General features: G+C 66.0%; 16 protein-coding genes. 6 read left to right on the plus strand and 10 right to left on the minus strand.

Translation table 11 applies throughout. The features are described from left to right. Positions 1-35: 35 nt before the first annotated feature. Positions 36-854, plus strand: coding sequence for a hydroxyethylthiazole kinase (gene thiM, locus PXJ20_RS23025; RefSeq protein ID WP_421031656.1), 819 nt, complete (start codon positions 36-38; stop codon positions 852-854). A 21-nt stretch (positions 855-875) separates the two neighbouring features. On the opposite strand, the gene PXJ20_RS23030 is transcribed toward thiM, so the two are convergent. The 4 genes from PXJ20_RS23030 to PXJ20_RS23045 form a co-directional block, all read right to left on the minus strand. Further along, positions 876-1,052 carry a DUF1328 domain-containing protein gene (locus PXJ20_RS23030; protein ID WP_017773989.1) on the minus strand — a complete coding sequence of 59 codons (177 nt, stop codon included), beginning with the start codon at positions 1,050-1,052 and terminating at the stop codon, positions 876-878. 103 nt (positions 1,053-1,155) lie between these two features. Beyond that, positions 1,156-2,592: a cytochrome P450 gene (locus tag PXJ20_RS23035; protein WP_421031657.1), complete on the minus strand. Its 1,437-nt coding sequence runs from the start codon at positions 2,590-2,592 to the stop codon at positions 1,156-1,158. Then, the gene (locus PXJ20_RS23040) at positions 2,592-3,575 is read right to left on the minus strand and encodes an IclR family transcriptional regulator (RefSeq protein WP_421031658.1); all 984 of its coding nucleotides are present in this window, start codon (positions 3,573-3,575) and stop codon (positions 2,592-2,594) included. The genes PXJ20_RS23035 and PXJ20_RS23040 overlap by 1 nt, the downstream gene beginning before the upstream one ends. Further along, positions 3,563-4,450: an IclR family transcriptional regulator gene (locus tag PXJ20_RS23045; RefSeq protein WP_421032625.1), complete on the minus strand. Its 888-nt coding sequence runs from the start codon at positions 4,448-4,450 to the stop codon at positions 3,563-3,565. The genes PXJ20_RS23040 and PXJ20_RS23045 overlap by 13 nt, the downstream gene beginning before the upstream one ends. A 370-nt stretch (positions 4,451-4,820) precedes the next feature. On the opposite strand from PXJ20_RS23045, the gene PXJ20_RS23050 reads away from it, so the two are divergent. The 4 genes from PXJ20_RS23050 (at position 4,821) to PXJ20_RS23065 (ending at position 9,346) form a co-directional block, all read left to right on the plus strand. Then, entirely contained in the window at positions 4,821-5,780 is a 960-nt protein-coding gene (locus tag PXJ20_RS23050; protein ID WP_421031659.1) for an MBL fold metallo-hydrolase, read from the plus strand. A 113-nt stretch (positions 5,781-5,893) separates the two neighbouring features. Next, positions 5,894-7,633 (plus strand): FAD-dependent oxidoreductase, encoded by a 1,740-nt coding sequence (locus PXJ20_RS23055; protein WP_421031660.1) that lies wholly within the window; start codon positions 5,894-5,896, stop codon positions 7,631-7,633. Positions 7,634-7,644: 11 nt separating this feature from the next. After that, positions 7,645-7,902 carry a DUF2783 domain-containing protein gene (locus PXJ20_RS23060; RefSeq protein ID WP_421031661.1) on the plus strand — a complete coding sequence of 86 codons (258 nt, stop codon included), beginning with the start codon at positions 7,645-7,647 and terminating at the stop codon, positions 7,900-7,902. A gap of 97 nt (positions 7,903-7,999) precedes the next feature. Next, entirely contained in the window at positions 8,000-9,346 is a 1,347-nt protein-coding gene (locus PXJ20_RS23065) for an MFS transporter (protein WP_421031662.1), read from the plus strand. A gap of 185 nt (positions 9,347-9,531) precedes the next feature. Here PXJ20_RS23065 and PXJ20_RS23070 read toward each other — a convergent pair whose 3' ends face one another. The 6 genes from PXJ20_RS23070 to PXJ20_RS23095 form a co-directional block, all read right to left on the minus strand. Further along, on the minus strand, positions 9,532-10,674 hold the full coding sequence (locus PXJ20_RS23070) for a porin (protein ID WP_277598896.1): 1,143 nt from the start codon (positions 10,672-10,674) through the stop codon (positions 9,532-9,534). Between the two features lie 472 nt (positions 10,675-11,146). Next, positions 11,147-12,118: a DUF2242 domain-containing protein gene (locus PXJ20_RS23075; RefSeq protein WP_421031663.1), complete on the minus strand. Its 972-nt coding sequence runs from the start codon at positions 12,116-12,118 to the stop codon at positions 11,147-11,149. Between the two features lie 104 nt (positions 12,119-12,222). Continuing rightward, the gene (locus PXJ20_RS23080) at positions 12,223-12,528 is read right to left on the minus strand and encodes a HigA family addiction module antitoxin (RefSeq protein WP_017773979.1); all 306 of its coding nucleotides are present in this window, start codon (positions 12,526-12,528) and stop codon (positions 12,223-12,225) included. A gap of 128 nt (positions 12,529-12,656) precedes the next feature. Beyond that, positions 12,657-13,898, minus strand: coding sequence for a polysaccharide pyruvyl transferase family protein (locus PXJ20_RS23085; protein WP_421031664.1), 1,242 nt, complete (start codon positions 13,896-13,898; stop codon positions 12,657-12,659). A gap of 62 nt (positions 13,899-13,960) precedes the next feature. Then, a complete protein-coding gene (locus PXJ20_RS23090) occupies positions 13,961-16,597 on the minus strand; it encodes a 2-oxoglutarate dehydrogenase E1 component (protein ID WP_421031665.1) in 2,637 nt (878 codons plus the stop codon). Positions 16,598-16,839: 242 nt separating this feature from the next. Next, positions 16,840-18,486 (minus strand): methyl-accepting chemotaxis protein, encoded by a 1,647-nt coding sequence (locus PXJ20_RS23095; RefSeq protein ID WP_421031666.1) that lies wholly within the window; start codon positions 18,484-18,486, stop codon positions 16,840-16,842. A 467-nt stretch (positions 18,487-18,953) separates the two neighbouring features. On the opposite strand from PXJ20_RS23095, the gene hisN reads away from it, so the two are divergent. Further along, positions 18,954-19,790, plus strand: a complete 837-nt coding sequence (gene hisN / locus PXJ20_RS23100) for a histidinol-phosphatase (RefSeq protein WP_421031667.1) — start codon at positions 18,954-18,956, stop codon at positions 19,788-19,790. The last annotated feature ends 8 nt before the right edge of the window (positions 19,791-19,798 follow it).

Here is a 19,798-nt window from a genome sequence, read left to right on the forward strand (position 1 = left end):
CTCTCTCATATGCATCATTCGGGATGCCAACGACCATGACAAACACATCCGTTCAAGAATTGCCCGACGACATCGCGGCCACCACGTTCGCCGAATTTCGCCGGGCGAAGCCGCTCGTACATTGCCTCACGAACGAGGTGGTGCAGACCTTCACGGCGAACGTGTTGCTCGCATTGGGCGCGTCCCCCGCGATGGTGGTGGACGAAAGCGAGGCCACGCAGTTCGCGGCGATAGCGGGCGCGGTGCTCATCAATATCGGCACGCTGTATCCCGCACGCGGCGAAGCCATGCTGGCAGCCATCACGTCGGCCACGCGTGCCGGCAAGCCCTGGGTGCTCGACCCCGTTGCGGTAGGCGCGCTCGACTATCGCACCGCCTTCGCGCGCGGCCTGCTTTCGTTGAAGCCCGCGGCCATTCGCGGCAACGCGTCGGAGATCATGGCGCTTGCCGGCCGCGATGCACGCGGGCGCGGTGTGGACAGCGCCGACGAATCGCTGGCCGCGTTGCCTGCCGCGCGCGACCTCGCGCGACAAACGGGCGCCGTGGTCGCAGTGACAGGCGCGGTGGACTACGTGACAGACGGCACGCGCGACTACGCCGTAAGCGGAGGCGACCCGCTGATGACGCGCGTGGTGGGCACAGGCTGCGCGCTATCGGCCGTGGTGGCGGCGTTCTGCGCGTCGAATCGTGACGCGAATGGCGACCGGCTCGCCGCCGTAGCCACGGCACGCCGAACCATGTCGCGCGCGGGCGAGCAGGCGGTGGCGGCAAGCGAGGGGCCGGGCAGCTTCGTCCCGGCGTTCCTCGACGCGCTTTATCGAATGTCGGCCACGGACGGGGCCGACGAAAGTTGAAGCATCAGGAGGCAGGCGCCCCTAATCCACCACCTTTTTGGCGATAACCAACCCCAGCACGAGAAAGACGATACACAGCACGACAAAGATGCCAAACAGCAATTTGGCGATTGCCGCGGCCCCGGCGGCTATGCCTGTGAACCCCAACAGGCCGGCAATGACTGCAATGATTGCGAATACCAATGCCCATTTCAGCACGATGATTTCTCCTGGAAAGGTGCAGACAAGGTGCAGACATCTGACGCCGGGGAGCCAGCAATCCCTGTTCCCGAGAAAAGGTTTCGCTGCGAAGACGTCGCAACTATCGCAACGTGAGTTTCACCGGCATCGTGCTGGGCACCATCGTGAAGGCCTGCACTTCGTGAATATTCGCCGGGTCGGTGGCCAGTTCCATTGAGAAGTTCGCCATCAGCATGGAAAGCACGAGGCGCATTTCAACACTCGCGAGGTGCCGGCCCGGGCACACGCGCGGCCCGGCGCCGAACTGCAGATAGGCGCGTACGTCGTGGGCGCCGTGCTCGCCTTTGCGGATCCAACGGTACGGGTCGTAGCGCTGCGGGTCCACGAAATTTTTCGCGTCGAGCATGGCGGGCCGCGCGAGGAAGAACATGCGCGTGCCCGCAGGCAATTCGACGTCGCCCACGCGTACGTCTTCCAGCGGTTCGAACGAATGCACGGAGGCCACGGGCCGCAGCCGCGTGGCTTCCGTCGCGATGGCTTCGAACAGGTCCAGTTCCTTGAGCGTGGCGTAGTCCGGGCACACCCCGCGTTCGTTGTCTTTACCGTCCGAGTCGAAGATGCGACGCGCGTCCTTGTGCAACTGCATCTGCAACGCCGGGTCTTCGGCGAGGTATGGCAGCGTCCACGCGATGGAATCCGCCGTGGTGTCTTCGCCCGCCAGCAGCAGCGTGAGTACGTTGGCGGCGATCTGGTCGTCGGTGAGTATGGAGCCCGGTTCGTCGCGCATGGCGAGCATCGCTTCGAGCAGATTGCGGGGCGTCTCCGAGGGTTCGTCGCGCATGCGGTCGCGGGCGCGCTGCATCATCTCGCGCACATAGCGGTGCACTTCGGCGAGCGCGTGGTCCACCTTGCGGTCGCGCGGCAGCTTCACGTAGCGCCAGTACGGAAAGAGCGCGTTGATGCGCGCCATCACCGTGGGCAGGATCAGTTCGAGATGCTCCTGAATCACGCCGTGCTCTTTTTCCAGCGTGCGCGGGTCTTCGCCGAAGGCGAGTGCGCTCGTGACGTCCACGGTGAAGCGCTTCAGGTCTTCGGTCATCTCCACCGTTTCGCCGCGTTGCGCGGCGCGTAGCCAGCGCTGGCGCAGGCGCTCGGTGATCTCCGCGAGCGTCGGGTAGAACGCGCGGACGTTCGGAATTGAGAGCGCCTGCATGACCAGCCTGCGCTGCGGCTCCCACGCGGCGCCTTCCGCGGAAAAGAGGCCGTTGCAGCCCATTTCCTCGAGCACGGCTTCAATGGGCTGATAGCGGCGGTAGCGATGCGGCCGCTCGCGCATGATGGACTGGATCAGTTCGGTATCGGTCCACACCGTGATGGGGATGTTGCCCACCTGAAAGCGGAACGGCGCGCCCAGTTCTTCGGCCCAGCGTTCGAGAATCAGATGCAGCCGCGCGGGCGAAAGCTGGAGCAGATTGCCGACGAGCGGCAGACCCTTCGGGCAGGGCAGGTCGGCGACCTGGCGCCACGACGTGCGAGGTTCGGCTGCGGCGTTCATCATCACTCTCCTGGTTGTTCGCGAACGGAGGCTTCGCGTGCGGCTTGCATGTCGATGTAGCCGAAGCGCCGCGAGAGCCGCTGCGTGGCGGCGCAGAGCGTATGCGCCGGGTTGCCAGTGAGCGCGGCATCGAAGGCGCCCGATGGACCCATGAGCGCGACCACGAGGCACACGCTGCCGGTGTGGTCGAAGACGGGCGCGGCCACCGTGCTGATGCCGGGAATGGGCTTGTCGATGGCGGTATCCGCGCCGTCCGTGCGGATTTGCGCGAGGACTTCCGTGTAGTGCGGCGTGGTTTGCAGCGCAGCCGTGGTTGTGGCCGTGTCTGTGGCCGCATTGGTGACCACCTCGCCCGCGAGCCGCAGATCGTCTTGCGGCAGAAGCTGGGCCAGCACGTCGTCGTCGAGATAGGCCGCGAACACGCGGCCAATGGCCGTGTTCACGAGCGACATCACCGTGCCTGGGCGCAGGCTCACGTGCAATGGCCGCGGCGATTCTTCGAGCCGCACGACCGTGGGCCCGAGCGGCCCGAGCACGGCCATCGCGACGCTCATGCCGGTGGATGCGGCAAGCGCCACGATCTCCGCTTCGGCCTCGCGCGGCGGCGAAAGCCTCGCCAGCGCGATCAACCCCAGTTCCAGGCCCAGTGGTCCCGCCTCGAAGCGCCCGGCGCTGTCGCGGCTCAGCAGGCCGATCTTCTGCAGGCTCACCAGATGCGGAAACGCCTTCGCGGGCGGCATGCCGGCCGCGGCCGCGAGGTCGCGCAGCGTGAGCGGCGCGTTGGCCGCGACGAGTGCCGCGAGCAACTCGCCGGTGTTGTCGAGCGATTGAATGCCGCGTTGCTGTCTGGTTTCCACGGTTTCAGCAGTGGCCACGGCTTGCGCCGTTTCGTTGATGCCGGCGCGCGGCTTCTTGCGGACGGTGGTCGCTGCGCCACCGCGTGTGGCGTCGCCATGGGCGGCGTTGGGCGGCATTACGCGACGCATGATGTGTCGACGGACGAAGATTGAAGCACGGCGCCAATTTCCAGCGCGGCGGCCCGCATGGCGCGCGCGACGGGGCCGTTCCATTTGACGTCGATAGCGCCGGTTGCGCCGATGGCGGTGAGCGCGAGGCAAAGCTGGTTGTGCGCATCGAACACGGGCACGCAGAGGCTGCTCACGCCAGGCGTGGGCGCATTGACGCCGCGCTCCATGCCGCGTGCGCGAATGCCTTCCAGCAGGGCTTCGAATGCGGTCTGCACGTCTTGTCCGGCGTTGTCGCTGCGCTGTGCTGCACTCGAACCTTCGGCGGATGCGGACTGGCTCGCCCACATCGGTTGCAGGCGTTCGGGCGGCAGGAAGGCGCAGAAGACGCGGCCCGTCGACGTACCCGGCAGCGACATTACCGTGCCCACATGCAGGTTCACATGCAGCGGCAAACCGCCATGCTCGTAGCGCACGATGGTGGGCCCCTGCGGACCCGCGATGCAGATTGCCACGCTGAAGCCCGTTTCCTGCGCGAGCGCGGCGGCATGCGGCACGGCGGCGCGAAACGCGGGCTGATGTTCGAGATGCAGCAGCCCTAGTCGCAACGCGAGCGGCCCCGGCTCGTAGCGGCCCGACAACTCGTCGCGCTTGATGAGCCCGAGACGCGTGAGGCTCACCAGATACGCGTGCGCCTGGCCCGGCGGCAGGTCGCCGCTTGCCGCGAGGTCCGAGAGCGCAAGCGGGCCGCGCGCGTCCGCGAGCGCGCGCAGCAGCCGGCCGCCTACCTCGACGCTCTGAATGCCGCGTTGCGTGCGGCCCGCCGATGCCGATGCCGATGCGGGGGCAGACGCGGCGTTATCCGCAAGGCGTTCGTGTCCCGCATCGTCGCGCACCTTGCGTCGTGCCTGCGCCGTCGCGTTCCTGGCTGGTCTCGTCACGCCGTTTCCGTCCGCTGGAAGAAAAGGTCTCATGTTAACCGAAGGTTTCGGGGTTTCCCGCATGCCGGCGGGCGCTGTAGGGCTGCCGTAGTGCGGTCCGCGGCACCGCGTCTGGAGATTAGCGTATAGCAACAACATTCGTTATTGACAAATAACAAGGCGACGTCCTATGATGGATTCACCCCGACACAACAGCCACTCAACCAGTCCAACCGGGGCGAGACATTCCCGCCATGCCGGCGCGGCGCTGCCCGCGCGCGCTCATCGGTGTGCTGCGTTGCGGCACGGCCTCTCGCCTCGTTCACGACTTTCACGGAGACAGACGATGGCAAAGGCATTCGCTTCGCAGGCCGACCTGGAGCACAAGCAGATCACCTTCACGCAGCTTTCTGAAAACGCCTGGGCCTACACGGCCGAAGGCGACCCGAACTCGGGCGTGATCGTCGGCGACGACGGCGTGCTGATCGTGGACACCACGGCCACGCCCGCGATGGCGCAAGACCTCATCGCGAAGATCCGCACCATCACCGACAAGCCCATCAAATACGTCGTGCTCTCGCACTATCACGCGGTGCGCGTGCTGGGTGCTTCGGCGTATTTCGCCGAGGGCGCGCAGCAGATCATCGCAAGCCGCGGCACCTACGAAATGATCGTGGAGCGCGGCGAGGCGGACATGAAGTCGGAGATCGAGCGCTTTCCGCGTCTCTTTGCCGGTGTCGAAACGGTGCCGGGCCTCACGTGGCCCACGCTCGTGTTCGAGCGCGAAATCACGCTGTTTCTCGGCAAGCTCGAAGTGCGCATCGCGCACCTGGGCGCGGGTCACACGAAGGGCGATACGGTGGTGTGGCTGCCCTCGCAGAAGGTGCTGTTCTCGGGCGACCTCGTGGAATACGACGCGGCCTGCTACTGCGGCGACGCGCAACTCGCGCAGTGGCCCGCCACGCTCGAAGCACTGCGTGCGCTCGGCGCGGAAAAGCTCGTGCCGGGCCGTGGGCCCGCGCTCACCACGCCCGAAGACGTGAACAAGGGGCTCGACTACACGAAGGACTTCGTGACCACGCTGCTCGCGCAAGGCCGCGCGGCAGTGGCGAAGCAGATGGACCTCAAGGGCGCGATGGCGCTCACGCGTGAAGCGATGGACCCGAAGTTCGGCAACGTCTTCATCTACGAGCACTGCCTGCCTTTCGACGTGACGCGCGCCTACGACGAGGCGAGCGGCATCGAGCATCCGCGCATCTGGACCGCCGAGCGCGATAAGGAAATGTGGAAGGCATTGCAGGGCTAAGACCGGCGCGCGAACAACGGCCTCGCGCGCGGCTGGCCCGCGCCAGAAGACATCGCACCGCAACGCGAGGCAGAGCGAAAAAAGCGCGAGGAAGAGAAGGGTGGAGACGAAACATGATCAACTATCAGACGCTGTCGTTCGAGTACAAGCCATGTGCCGAACTACAGCCAGGCAGTGAAGCGAACGTGCATCCGGTGGTGGTCGTGGGTGCGGGGCCCATCGGGCTTGCCACGGCCATCGACCTCGCGCAGCGCGGCGTGCCGGTCGTCGTGCTGGACGACGACTGCACGCTCTCCACGGGCTCGCGCGCCATCTGCTTTTCCAAGCGCACGCTCGACATCTTCGACCGTCTGGGCTGCGCCGAGCGCATGGTCGAAAAGGGCGTGAGCTGGAACGTGGGCAAGGTCTTTCTCAAAGACGAACTGGTCTACACGTTCAATCTGCTGCCCGAAAGCGGCCACCATCGGCCGGCGTTCATCAACTTGCAGCAGTACTACCTGGAAGGCTTTCTCGTGGAACGCGCGCAGGCGTTCGAGCAAATCGATCTGCGCTGGAAGAGCCGCGTGACGGGCATCGAACAACACGGCACGCCGGGCTCGCCGGATGCCGGCGCGACGCTCACCGTGGAAACGCCCGACGGCGCCTACACGCTGCGTGCGCGCTACGTCGTGGCGGCCGATGGCTCGCGCAGCCCGGTGCGCAAGCTCATGGGTCTGGACAGCCACGGCCGCACGTTCAAGGACCGCTTCCTGATTGCCGACGTGAAGATGGAAGCCGACTTCCCCACGGAACGCTGGTTCTGGTTCGATCCGCCGTTTCATCCGAACCAGTCGGTGCTGCTGCATCGGCAGCCCGACAACGTCTGGCGCATCGACTTCCAGCTTGGCTGGGACGCGGACCCGGTGCTCGAAAAAACGCCGGAGCGCGTGATTCCGCGCGTGCGCGCACTGCTCGGTCCCGATGCGAAGTTCGAACTGGAATGGGTGAGCGTCTACACGTTTTCGTGCCTGCGCATGGACAGCTTCCGTCACGGCCAGGTGCTGTTCGCGGGCGATTCGGCGCACGGCGTGTCGCCGTTCGGCGCGCGCGGCGCGAACAGCGGCGTGCAGGACGCGGAAAACCTCGCATGGAAGCTCGCGATGGTGCTGGAAGGGCGCGCCACGGACGCGCTGCTCGACACCTACGCCCGCGAACGCGAATACGCGGCGGACGAGAACATCCGCAACTCGACGCGCTCCACCGACTTCATCACGCCGAAGAGCGCCGTGAGCCGCGTGTTCCGCGACGCCGTGCTCACGCTGGCGCGCGACCACGCGTTTGCGCGCCAACTCGTGAACAGCGGACGGCTCTCGGTGCCCGCGGTGCTGCACGAGTCGGTGCTCAATACGCCGGATGCGGAGCACTTCGCTGGCCAGATGATGCCGGGCGCTGCGTGCTGTGACGCGCCGGTGCAGGTGTGCGGCGAATCTTCCCCGGCGGCAGAGGTAAAGGGCGCGTCTGCATGGTTGCTGCACTGGCTTGGAGAGTCGTTCACGGGGCTGTTGTTTTGCGGTGACGACGACCGGCTCGACGCGCAGACGCAGGCAGCGCTGCAACGCATCGAACAAGGCGCAGTGCCGACGAAGATCGTCGCTGTGGTGAGCGATGGCGCGAACGTGCCCGAAGGCTTGCCGTCATCGGCCATAGTTTTGCGCGACGTGGAAGGCCTTGCGGCTGCACGTTACGACGCGACACCCGGCACGTTCTATCTGATTCGCCCTGACCAGCACGTCTGCGCACGCTGGCGGCACACGGATGCGGACCGCGTGGAAAGCGCCCTGAAACGCGCACTGTGCGTGGCCGGCACGGCATAAGGAGGAGACAGATGACACTCAACACTCAACCGAACCTCGCGCGCCCCGACGATTTCTACGAGGCGCTGATCGAGATGCATCGCGATCTGGACGACGCGCAGAGCCAGTCCGCCAACGCGCAATTGATCCTGCTGCTCGCCAATCACATCGGCGATTACGAGACGTTGACCGAAGCCATGCGTATCGCGCGCGAAGGTGCGCTGGCGCAGCAGCGCCCCGGTTGCGAGCCGCCGCAGGCGCCCTCTGTGCCGCATCCCATGGCGGCCTGACCCCAGACACAACCGCATTGCCCACGACCAGCGGCGCAGGAGACGCCGCATCGAGACAAACCCGGCTCCGGGTTCATCCCTGTTTGGAGAGAGACACATGCCTCAATCGATTGCATCGGACCTCGGGTCCGAGGGAAGCGCATCGCCCGGCGTCGCGCAGCCCGTCGCTCATGCCCACGACGATGCGCTGTACAGGAAGGTCTCGTGGCACATCGTGCCGTTCCTGTTCGTCTGCTATGTCGTGTCGTTTCTGGACCGCATCAACATCGGCTTCGCGCAGTTGCAGATGAAGCACGACCTGGGCTTCAGCGACGCCATGTATGGCCTGGGCGCAGCGGTCTTCTACGTGGGCTACGTGCTGTGCGAGGTGCCCGGCAACATGCTGCTCGCGCGCTTCGGCGCACGGCGCACGTTCACGCGGATCATGCTGCTGTGGGGTCTCGCCTCCACGGCCATGATGTTCGTTTCCACGCCCACGCATTTCTACGTGCTGCGCTTCGCGCTGGGTGTCTTCGAGGCAGGCTTCTTTCCTGGCATCGTGCTGTATCTCACCTACTGGTATCCCGCGCGTCGGCGGGCAGCCGTGCTCTCCGTGTTCTTTGCGGGCGTGGCCGTGGCGGGCGTGCTGGGCGGGCTCTTCTCCGGCTGGATCATGCGCGACATGAGCGGCACGCTGGGCCTTGAAGGCTGGCGATGGATGTTCGCCATCGAAGGCGTGCCCGCCGTATTGCTGGGCTTGATGGCGGCTTGGTGGCTCGTCGACGGACCGCAGGCCGCGCGTTGGCTCACCGCGAGCGAGAAGGCTTATCTCATCGCACAGCGCGATGCGGACCATCGCGCGGCAGGCCACGCGCATTCGTCGCGCTCGTTCGCCGATGCCCTGCGCAACCCGCGCGTGTACCTCTTCGCGTTCATCTACTTTTCGCTGACGTGCGCATCGCTCACGCTCAATTTCTGGATGCCGCTGATGATCCGCGACTTCGGCGTGCACGACGTGCTGTGGATCAGCCTCTACACCGTGATTCCGAACGCTGTCGGCGCAGTGGGGCTCATGCTCATCGCGCGTCGTTCCGACCGTCGCGGCGAACGACGTTGGCACTTTGCGACGTGCACCGTGGGCGGCGGCATCGCGCTGGCGCTGCTCACGCTGCATCTGTCGAGCCTCGCTGCGATGCTCGCGATTCTTTCTGTCGCGGCCGTGCTGATCTTCGCGGCGCTGCCTATCTTCTGGACCGTGCCGCCCACGTGGCTCTCGGGCAATGCTGCGGCCTCCGGCATTGCGATGATCAGCAGCATCGGCATTACGAGCGGCATTGTGAGCCCGTGGGCCATCGGGCTCATCAAGACGCACACGGGCAGCATGGACAACGCGTTGTATCTGCTGGCGCTGTTGCTGTTTGCGAGCGGGGTGGCATTGCTCATGGGCGTGCGGGCGGAGGATTGAATCGCGGTGCGCGTTTGGCACGGCGCGATTGATCTGCACAACACGCTGCATCAGGAAAAAGGGCGAGGTCCGGTTATCCGGACTTCGCCCTTCCTGCTTGCTACGGCTTCTCGCGTCCGATGAGCCGGGATTCAAAGCCTCAATACTTCAAAGCTCCAGCGCCTCGACCCTCAAACGCATAACGCTCAGAACCGGTGACGCAGCCCCACCGTCACGGCGACTTGCTGGTTCGTGTCCGACGTCGAGAGGCCGTTGATCACCGCGTGGATGCTGCTGTTACCCGTGTCGCTCACGTGCTGGTACACGCCTTCCAGGTACACGTCCGTGCGCTTCGAGAGCGCATAGTCGGTCTGCAGCGTGAACTGGTTCCACTTCGGGCTCACGCCTGCGATGCGGCTGTCCGTGTACGTGTACGCGCCCGACACCGACAGGGCCGGCGTGAGCTGATAGCGGCCGTTCAGTTCGTAGTTGTTGAAGCGTGCGCTGCCGCTTGCGAGTGTGAGACCGCTCGACGTGCCCGATGCCGACGAGCCGATGCCCGTCAGGCTGCTCAGGTGCGTCTGTGTGACGAGCAGACCGACGGTTGCGCCGCCGAAGCCGTAGTTCGCGCCCACGCCCCAAGTGCGTTGCGTTTTCGCGGTGAAGGTGGCGTCGTCGCTGACGGCGCCGCTCGAGTTGAGCGAGGTGCCGCTGTTGTTCAGTTGCAGGTAGCCGGCCGCAACGTTGAGCGAGTTCCAGTTGTACGAGACACCGAGGCTATACGCGCGGTTGGTGGCGAACCCGCCCGCATCGTTCGAGAAGCCGTACAGACCGCCGAACTTCAGGCCGCCGTAGTTCACGCTCTGGTACTTCACCGAGTTGCTGACGCGGAACGAGTTGTCGAGGTTGTCGTTATCGAACGGGTGCGCAGCCTGGGTGCCGCCGTAGCCCGTGCCGGTGAGGGCGAGCGGGCCGAGGTAGTCGACCACGGAATCGTACTGGCGGCCCAGCGTGAGCGCGCCGTATTGCGAGCTGGCGAGACCCACGAATGCCTGGCGGCCGAATTCGCGACTGCCTTGACCGAGTTTGCCGTTGGCGATGCTGAAGCCGTTTTCGAGGGTGAACACGGCCTTGAGGCCGCCGCCCAGGTCTTCGGCGCCGCGCAGACCCCAGCGGCTGCCGTTCACCGCGCCGCTCGTTTCCTGAACGTTGCTGTGGCCACCCTGGTTGTTCGTGTACGTGATGCCCGCATCGATCAGGCCGTACAACGTCACGCTGCTTTGTGCGTGGGCCGTTCCCGCGAGCGCGAGCGTCGCGGTTGCGCTGAGCGAGATGAGTGTCTTTTTCATCGAAACTTCTCCGAAGATCGTTTGCTTGAGTGCTGAATGAGAGGCGACGAGAGCGGGTCCGCGCTGCAGACCGGCCATGCGTTGCGTATCCGGCGACCGTCTTCTGCAGACCGCCAGGCCGCGATTAAAGCGCATTGGCTGCGCGGCGCTGTCGGTTTTCGACAACGCGGGCAATTACGGCGCGTTTCGCGGCGCGGGGCGTGTAATGAGGCGCGGCGGCGGGATGTAATCGATGAGGAGAGGGGATTGCCGAACTGGCGTGGTGTGCGTTTCGCCCCTTGCTGCAGGGGCTAAACGCGCGTGCGCCGAAGTGTGTGTGAAAGTGCTGGCGCGGTGAGGGGCACGTGCGGCGCGCACGACTTGCGTCGTGCTTGTGCATGACTTCCGTTACTGGCCGTCGTGCGAGGAAAGATTTGTGAAGAGTGTGAGCGGGATGGTCAGGCGCGTGGCGCTACCCATCCTCTCGCGCGGCTCACTGATTGGCCGCTGGCGCGGCCGGTGCAAGGGGGACGACGGCGGGTGTAGCGGTGGCGGCGGCCGTGGAATTCGTTGTGGCGGATACGCCCATGAGTGCCGCCGCGGTCGCGATGGAACTCGTGGTGGCGGTGTTGCCGCTGTTGGCAACGTGGGTCGCTACGTCGTTTGCCGCGTGCGTGTTGCTCGTCACGACCGAGGTCGAACCGGGCACCGTCACGTTCGCCGGCGCGCTACCGCTTGCCGCTGCCTGCGTTGCGGAGACGCTGCCGGGCGCGGTCGTCTCGACACTCGCTGCTGCGGGCTTCGCTGCGCTTGCCGCGACGGGAGCGGCGACAGCGGCGACGGGGACCGCAGCAGGCGCCGTCACATGCTGCACGAGGGGCGGCGGCAGTGGCGTGACGTCGATTGCGCCGCCCGGCACCGGCGTGGACTGCGCCTCGCTGTGCAGATAGCGGCTCACGAGGTCGAAGAAGCGGTCGTAGAACGTGCCTGACTGAATCGTTTCGCTCGACACCTTCACCATGGCGTCGTTGTTCGAGCGGATAGGCAGCGAGAGCGAACCCAGAATGGAAAGCCCGACGCTTGCCGACGTATCGCTCTTCTTCATTTCGTAGCCGTTCTGCACCGCGTTCGCGTAGACCACGCTCGTATTGGCCGCGTCGCCTTGCGTGCAGACCACGTGGAATTCGATGACCACGTGCGAATCGCTCGCGGGCTGGAAGTTCTTCGTCGCGTCCACGGTGTCCGGGCGCGTCATGGTGGTCATGTAGCCCTGGCTCAGCAGCGCGCGGCGCGCGGCTTCGCAGGTGCGCGCGTTGTCGTTGTCGAAGTTGTGCAGATACGGGCTCGTGCCCGAGTTGAACAGCTCTTCGTCCTGGAACTTCTTCTGTGGCGTGGACGAGCACGCGGCCAGCACGGCCAGAAGCGGCAGGAGAAGGAAGGAAGACGCTCGGAAAAACGGGGACATGGTGTGGGAGACCTGCAAGACACATCAGACGGCATGCATTGTAGTGCAGGTGCAGCAAACGCGACGGCAAAGGCCTGGCGGCGCGAATCGCGCGGACCCGCGCGCTAGAACAACGCGCCTTGCTGCTCCGGCACCATCGGCGTGACGTTCAGTTCATCCAGCCGCAGCCGGGCCCGCGCAAGATCGTGAAGCAACTGCCGTTGCAGCCACGTTTCGGCGCCGCCGCCGAACGCCTTGTCGAGCCGCAGCGCCATTTCGGGGGAGATGCCGGCTTTGCCGCTCAGCAGATTGGTGAGCGCCTGGCGGCTCACGCCCAGCACCTCGGCGCAGCGCGTCACGCTCAGATTGAAGCGTTCGAGGCAGTTCTGACGGACGAGGACGCCGGGGTGGATGAATTCGCGATCGGACATGGTCGGCAACGATATCGGCGAAAAGGACGATCGTCAACCGACAAGCGCCGCTTGTCGTATGGCCGCCACGCCTTGCGGGGCGTGAGTCCTGGCGAGGGGCTGCGTGCTTATTGAAACGCTCGATCGGATCAGCCAAGGCCCAGGCGCACGGGCTCGAATCCTTTGCGGTAACGGCGGGCGAGGTCCGCGGCGGTGTCGCGCAGCAGGCTGGCGGGTGCGGTCAGCGCGTGGCCGATGCCGTCGGCCATTTCATCGATGCCCACTGCGGCCGGCGCAATCTCTTCGGGCTCCCACGTCGTTGCGAAAGCCGTCTGCTTCGTTATGGCTTCCCTGGCCGAAGCGCGTTGCAGATTGACGCGGGGAAGCGCGAACGCCATGGCCACGATCCTGCCGTGCAGGCTGCTGCCGCAATACACGCGGCTCTTCGCAATCAGCGCGCAGATGTCCCACACGTTCAACGACGCAAAGACGCTGACCGACGTCGCCGCGCTCAGTCGCGAGGCCAGCCGTTCGTAGCAGGCGGCGTCGTCGTGCCACGGCGCGGCGCCCGCGCGAAACAGCACCACGCCAAGGCCCGTACGGCGCGCCATGCAGTCGATTTCGCGGGCGAGGGTATCGAGCGTCGCGTCGTCGCCGAAGTCGGCACTGAACTGCACGGCGGCGTAGCCGTGCGGGAAAGCGGCGTGAAGCGCCTTCAGCATGCTGCCGGCAGCGCGGCGGCGAATCGTTTTGCCGAACAGCTCGGCCACCATCACGGCCGGGTCGGGCACGAGCCGTGCCTTGATGCCGTGGGCCTGCAAGACGGCGTGCGTCTCGCGGTCGCGCACGCTCACGTCGTTTGCGTCTTGAAGACTGGCGAGCACTTCGGCGCGCAATGCCGGATCGCGCGACGCCAGATCGGCGCCGCCCACGGCATTGAAGATCACGCGATTCAGGTCGCGCTCGCCAGGGCCGCCCAGCGATGCCCGCGAGAGCACATAAGGTGCGAGCGCAGCGACGCCGAACCGGCGTTGCGCCCATTCGCGTCCGTCTTGCTTCCAGGCGTCTTCGCTCGCGAGGGTGGCTTGCAGGTCGTGCGGCGGCGCGAGCATGACGGCCGCCTCCCATGCATTGCACGCGAGCAACTCACCGCCCGCGTGAATCACATCCGGCGCGCGTCCCTTCAACGTGGCGAGCAGCGGACCAATCGCGTGGACGCGATGACCACCGTACTCACGCAAATCGCGGTCGGCGAGACCCGCGAAGTGCACGTCGCGACCCGGCAGCATGCGTTGGGCGACATGCGCAAACAGCAGGTCGCCGAAGTTGTGTCGATCGAAGGCGCCGAACACGATGGTCGGCGCGGGCTGCCGGTTTGCGCTGCGCGACATGCGGGAAGTGGCGACGGCGCGCGGGCAGGCCGCGCGCCGCATGAGTGGCGTGGAAGGCCATGCTACCCGATGAGTGCGCCCTCCACGGTGCGCAGCGCCTCGGTCACGAGACGCTGTTGCTCCTCGCGGTGCGGCCGCATCGACGAATGCGCGCCTGCCGCCGTCGCCGTGCGGCACACGTCGCGCAAACGGCAGCCTGCGGGCAATTCGCGCAATACGTGCAATACGCGCTCCAGGTCCTCGCGCACGGAACGCCACGCGCCCTGGTTGCGGTCCTCTTCCTGCGCCCACACAACTTCCGTGAGGTTGGCGAACTTCGCCAGTTCGCTCGCGAGTTCAGCGTGCGGAAACGGATACAGCTGTTCGACGCGAATCAGCGCGACTGTGGCATCGTGCGCCTCGTTGCGCGCGCGTTGCAGTTCGTAGAACAGCTTGCCGCTGCACAGCACGGCGCGCGTCACGGCGTGGGCATCCGTAATCTCCGTATCGGCTATCACCGGCTGGAACGCGCCGTCCACGAACTGTTCGAGCCGCGCATGCGAGGCCGGATTGCCATAGAGCTGTCCCTTCGGCGACATCACGATAAGCGGCACGGGCCGCTGCGCCATGGCCTGCTCGCGCAGCAGATGGAACCATTGCGCCGACGTTGACGGCACCGCCACGCGCAGATTGCCGCCCGCGCACAGTTGCAGGAAACGCCCCAGATAGCCGTTCGAATGCTCCGGTCCCACGCCTTCGTGGCCGTGCGGCAGCAGCACCGCGAGCGCGGACTGGTAGCCCCATTTGTACTCGCCGGCCGCAATGTACTGATCGATGAAGACCTGCGCGCCGTTCGCGAAGTCGCCGAACTGCGCTTCCCAGATCGTGAGCCGGCGCTTCGCCTGCACGCTGTAGCCGTACTCGAAACCGAGCACGGCTTCTTCGGTGAGCGGCGAGTTCACGATATCGAACGCGCCTTGCTGCTCGCCGATGTGCTGGAGCGGCACATGCACGCCGCCCATGCCCGGCAGCGCGGCCTGGGCGTGCCACACGGCATGCCGATGCATGAAGGTGCCGCGGCCCACGTCCATGCCTGAAAGGCGAATGCCGTGGCCGTCTTCGAGCAGCGTGGCGTAGGCGAGGTTTTCGGCGAAGGTCCAGTCTGCGGCATTGCTTTCGCTTGCGACCGTGGCTTGCCAGCGCGCCGCGATATTGCGCACGAATTCGTGCAGCCGGAAGCCGGCGGGGGCGCGCGTGAGCGTCTTCGTCAACGACTGAAGGCGCGCGAGCGAGACGGGTTGGAACGACGTACCCGGCGCGCGGTGTGCCATAGCGTCAGCCGCAGCCGCACGATCGCTTTCCGGCTGCTGCGCCTCCAGCTTTCGCAGCGCTTCGTCGCGCAGCGCGTCGAGCGGCGTGGCGAGCGCGAGCGCGTCGTGATACAGCTCTGTCACCGTGGGATGCACGCCCACCGCGGCCTGCGTGAGCGGCTGCGTGATGGCGGGAATGTCGTGCTCGGAGTGACCGAGGCGCCGGTAGCCGATCAGGTCGACGACGATGTCCGCGCCGTGCTTCATGCGGTAGTCGAACGCGATACGCGCGGCACGCAGCACGTCTTCGGGATGGTCGGCGTTCACGTGGATCACGGGCGCGTCGATCATGCGCGCGATGTCTGTGCACCAGGTCTGCTCGCAGACGTCCATGAGGTTCGGCGTGGTGAAACCGATCTGGTTGTTCACGATGACGTGAATGGTGCCGCCCAGCGCGTAGCCGCTCTTGCGCGTGAGGTTCAGCGTTTCCATCACGATGCCCTGGCCCGCGAACGCGGCGTCGCCATGCACGACCACAGGCACGCAGCCCGCACCCTGATGCTCGTCCTGCCACGCGCGCGCCATGCCGCTCACCACCGGATACACGCTTTGCAGATGCGACGGGTTGTGCGCGAGGAACACGTCCACGTTGCCGTGGCGCGTTGCTTTGCGCGCCGTGCTGCCCAGGTGGTAGGCGAGATCGGTCAGCGTGGCCGCGACGTCGGACTCGGGGTCGAGGCACGCCAGCATCTTCTTCGCCGGAAAACCCAGCACGTTGACGAGCGTATTCAGGCGCCCGCGATGCGGCATGCCGAGGAACATCTGTTGCACGCCGTGGCTAGCGGCGTGCTCGATCAGCGCGTCGACGAGCGGAATGAGGCTCTCGCAGCCTTCCAGCGAAAAGCGCTTTGCGTGTTCGTTGCGCGCGGCGACGAGGCGCTCCCACATCTCCGCTTCCACGAGGCGGCGCAGCAGCGCTTTGCCCGCTTCGCTCTGCTCCGGCGCGGCGCGCGGATACAGCAGCTCCGCCTCCATGCGCGAGAAGAGCCAGCGGCGGCGCGCTTCGCTGCGCACGCCGCTCGTGTCCAGCCCGAGCGCGCCGCAGTAGACGCGCTTGAGTTGCCGCTCGAGTTCTTCGACGGTGACGGCGGCCGGAAAACCGTCCTTATCCGAAGGCCGGATCTGGTCGGGGTCGAGCCCATGAAAGGCGGGCGTGAGTTCAGGCACGTCCGCGCGAGGAGCGAGGTCGAGCGGATCGAGGTTGGCGATGCGGTAGCCCTCGTGGCGGTGCGCCTCGATGAACCGCGCAATCTGCAATGCGGGAACGGCCGCAGCGGCCGCGGCATGCTGGGCCGACGAGCCGAAAGAAAACCGCGGAACGGCAACGTGATCGGAATAGTCGTTGGACATGTCTGGTAGGCACTCGAGAGAAACCGTTGATCGGATCTCGTCGTCTGCACCAGAGTCACACGTCCGGTCCGTACGGCGCGCGCGGCGCCGACGCGATACGTCAGCAGGACGGGTGCCCTCGTGCGGGCGGCGAGACAGCCGGAGCGCGCACGCGCGCCCCTTTGCTTCATCTGCGGACCGGCCTCGCGGCCGGCCCGTGTCTCCGTCCTCTTTGTGTATCTGTCGGGTTTGAAACGTTTGCGTCAGCTGCCGAGCAGCAGCGGCCGCGGCGTCACGTCCAGTGCGCCGGCCGTGCTCGCGCCGCGCGTGGTGCGAGCGGTTTGCCAGCGGTCTGACGAAGACGTGTCGTCGAGCTTGAACGCGGCCACCATGTCGGTGAGTTGCGCGGCCTGGTCGCGCAAAGCCTGCGCGGCGGCGGCGCTTTCTTCCACCAGCGCGGCGTTTTCCTGCGTGACCTGGTCCATCTGCGTGACGGCGTGGTTGATCTGCTCGATGCCGTCGCTCTGCTCCTGGCTCGACGAACTCATCTCGCTCACGATGGCCGTGACGTGCGTGATGCTTGTCACCACTTCGCGAATGGTCGCGCCCGCTTCCTCGACGATCTTGCTGCCGTTGTCCACGTGGCTCACGGAGTCTTGAATGAGCGTCTTGATTTCTTTCGCGGCCACCGCGCTGCGCTGCGCGAGGCTGCGCACTTCGCCCGCCACCACCGCGAAGCCGCGGCCGTTTTCGCCGGCACGCGCCGCTTCCACGGCAGCGTTGAGCGCGAGGATGTTGGTCTGGAACGCGATGCCTTCAATCACGCTGATGATGTCGACGATCTTGCGCGACGACTCGTTGATGGCGCTCATCGTGTCCACCACGCGGTTCACGGCTTCGCCGCCGCGCGACGCGATCACGGAAGCGTTCGACGCCACCTGGTTCGCTTCGCGCGCGTTGTCCGCGTTCTGCTTCACCGTGGACGTGAGCTCTTCCATCGCCGCCGCCGTTTGTTCCAGTGCGCTCGCCTGCTGCTCCGTGCGGCTCGACAGGTCCATGTTGCCGCTCGCCACTTCGCGCGAAGCCATCGTGATGGTCTCGGTGCCCTTGCGCACCTTCGCCACGATGCCGTGCAGGTTTTCGGTCATGCGCTTGAGCGCGCCGAGCAGGCGACCGATCTCGTCGTCGGAGTCGCCCTCCAGCCGGTGCGTGAGGTCGCCCTGCGCGACGGCTTCGGCAAGGCTCAAGGCGCGGTTGACGGGCCGCGTGATGCTGGCTGTGATGACGTAGCCCGTGGCCACTGCAACGAAGAGCGCGGTGAGCGAGAGCAGCACCATCTGGATCTTGGCGTTGTGGCCTTCTTCACGCGCGCGGTCCGAGTCCCTCTGCATCTGGGCCGCCTGGTAGTCCACCATCTTGTCGACGAGTACGTAGTACTGGTCCTGGCGCTGCGCGAGTTCGCCCTGGTAGAGTTCGCGCGCGTCTTGCTGGCGGTTCTGGGCCACGAGTTCGAAGAACTTGCGCACGTCCACGCCGTAGGCGCTGCGCGCGTCGAACTGCTCCTTGTAGAGCGCCTTGCCCTCGTCGCTCGAGAGCAGCTTCTCCAGCTGCGCGTAGGCGTCGGCATTGGCCTTTCTGATGACGACGTAGTCGTCCATGTACTTCTTCGCGGCCTCGGGCGTGGTGGCGAGCAGGAGGTTGCTCAGAATGCCGTTGGCCTTGTAGCCGTTGTTCTTGATCTGGTTGCTCAGCGCGATCAGCGTGTAGCGTTCGCTGACGATGGAGTCCATCTTGGCCATGCTCGAGTCCAGGTGCTGGACACCGACCAGTGCCGTGCCAATCAACAGGGCGATGACGAGGCCGAATGCCGAACTGAGCCGAACCCCGATTCTCAGGTTTGAGATCCTCATGTAACGCAATTCCTATATCAACGATGCTTGAGATCGGCGCAACGCGAACGGCAAGACCCATGCGTGCCGGCCCAGGACAGGCCGGATGCAGAAGACTTGCGATACCGTTGCAAACCGCATAGGGGCAAGGAAGGTGGCGCACGCCGATGCCGACCGCATAAAAGTCGCCGGGGCATGCTGCCGAGGCCCTCTGTTGCCGCAGCGACGGTGTGCAATACCGTCCTTTGGGTCTCCGGCGGGGCCTTGAGCGCGTTTACGGCAATTCGTCGGAAGAATTAAGGGGACGCGATCATGTCGTCTACTGCGTCCAACCGGCTGGAATATGCGCTAACGCAGCAAAAGGAGCAAAAAGCGGCAAAACCGGGCGCGGCGTGCCCGCACGCGCACGCACGGGCGGCGGCTATGGGATCATGTGGCGACGCGTCAAGACCGACGGGCGGGCGTGGGGCCCGCCCGCAAGGCAGAGGATGAAAGCCATGACCGGACCGACCGACCCAATTGATCCAACTGACCCGAGCGATCCTTATCGCCGCTTTGCGGAAGCCGTACTGCAAGAGACGCGGCGCATCGCGCTCGCCCAGTTCAGGCAACCCCTCGACATCCAGACCAAGGCCGACGAGAGCCCGGTTACCCTCGCGGACCGCGCCGTGGAGGCGCATATCCGTGCCCGCATTGCCGCCGTGTTTCCGGAGCACGGTATCTATGGCGAAGAGCACGGGCAGCAAAACCTCGGCGCGCAGCATGTCTGGGTGATCGATCCCATCGACGGCACGCGCAGCTTCATCAGCGGCATGCCGCTGTGGGGCACGCTGCTTGCGCTTCTCGACGCCGGGCGGCCCGTGTTCGGCGTGATCGACGCCCCCGCGCTGGGCGAGCGATGGATCGGCACGGCCGAAGGCTGCTTTGCTTCAACGGGCGCCGACGCCGGCGCGGCCACGCGCTGCACGACCAGCGGCTGCACGGGGCTCGCGGCGGCCAATGTCTCGGCCACTTCTCCCGACATGTTTTCAGGCGAGGAATACGCGGTCTTCGACACGCTGAGCCGACGCGCGCGGTTTCGCCGCTTCGGCGGCGACTGCTACAGCTACGCGATGCTTGCCGCGGGCCACATCGACGCGGTGGTGGAGGCCGGGCTCGCGCCTTATGACTACCTCGCGGTCGTGCCGGTGATAGAAGGCGCGGGCGGCGTGGTCACGGACTGGAAGGGCCGGCCCCTCGGCATGGGCAGCGACGGCCGGGTGCTCGCCGCCGCAACCGAAGCGCTGCACCGGGAAATGCTCGCGCACACCGCGTTGCTCGCATGACGCCTATA

Origin of the sequence: Paraburkholderia sp. A1RI_3L (genome assembly GCF_048957895.1) — a bacterium.
GTDB lineage: Bacteria > Pseudomonadota > Gammaproteobacteria > Burkholderiales > Burkholderiaceae > Paraburkholderia > Paraburkholderia kururiensis.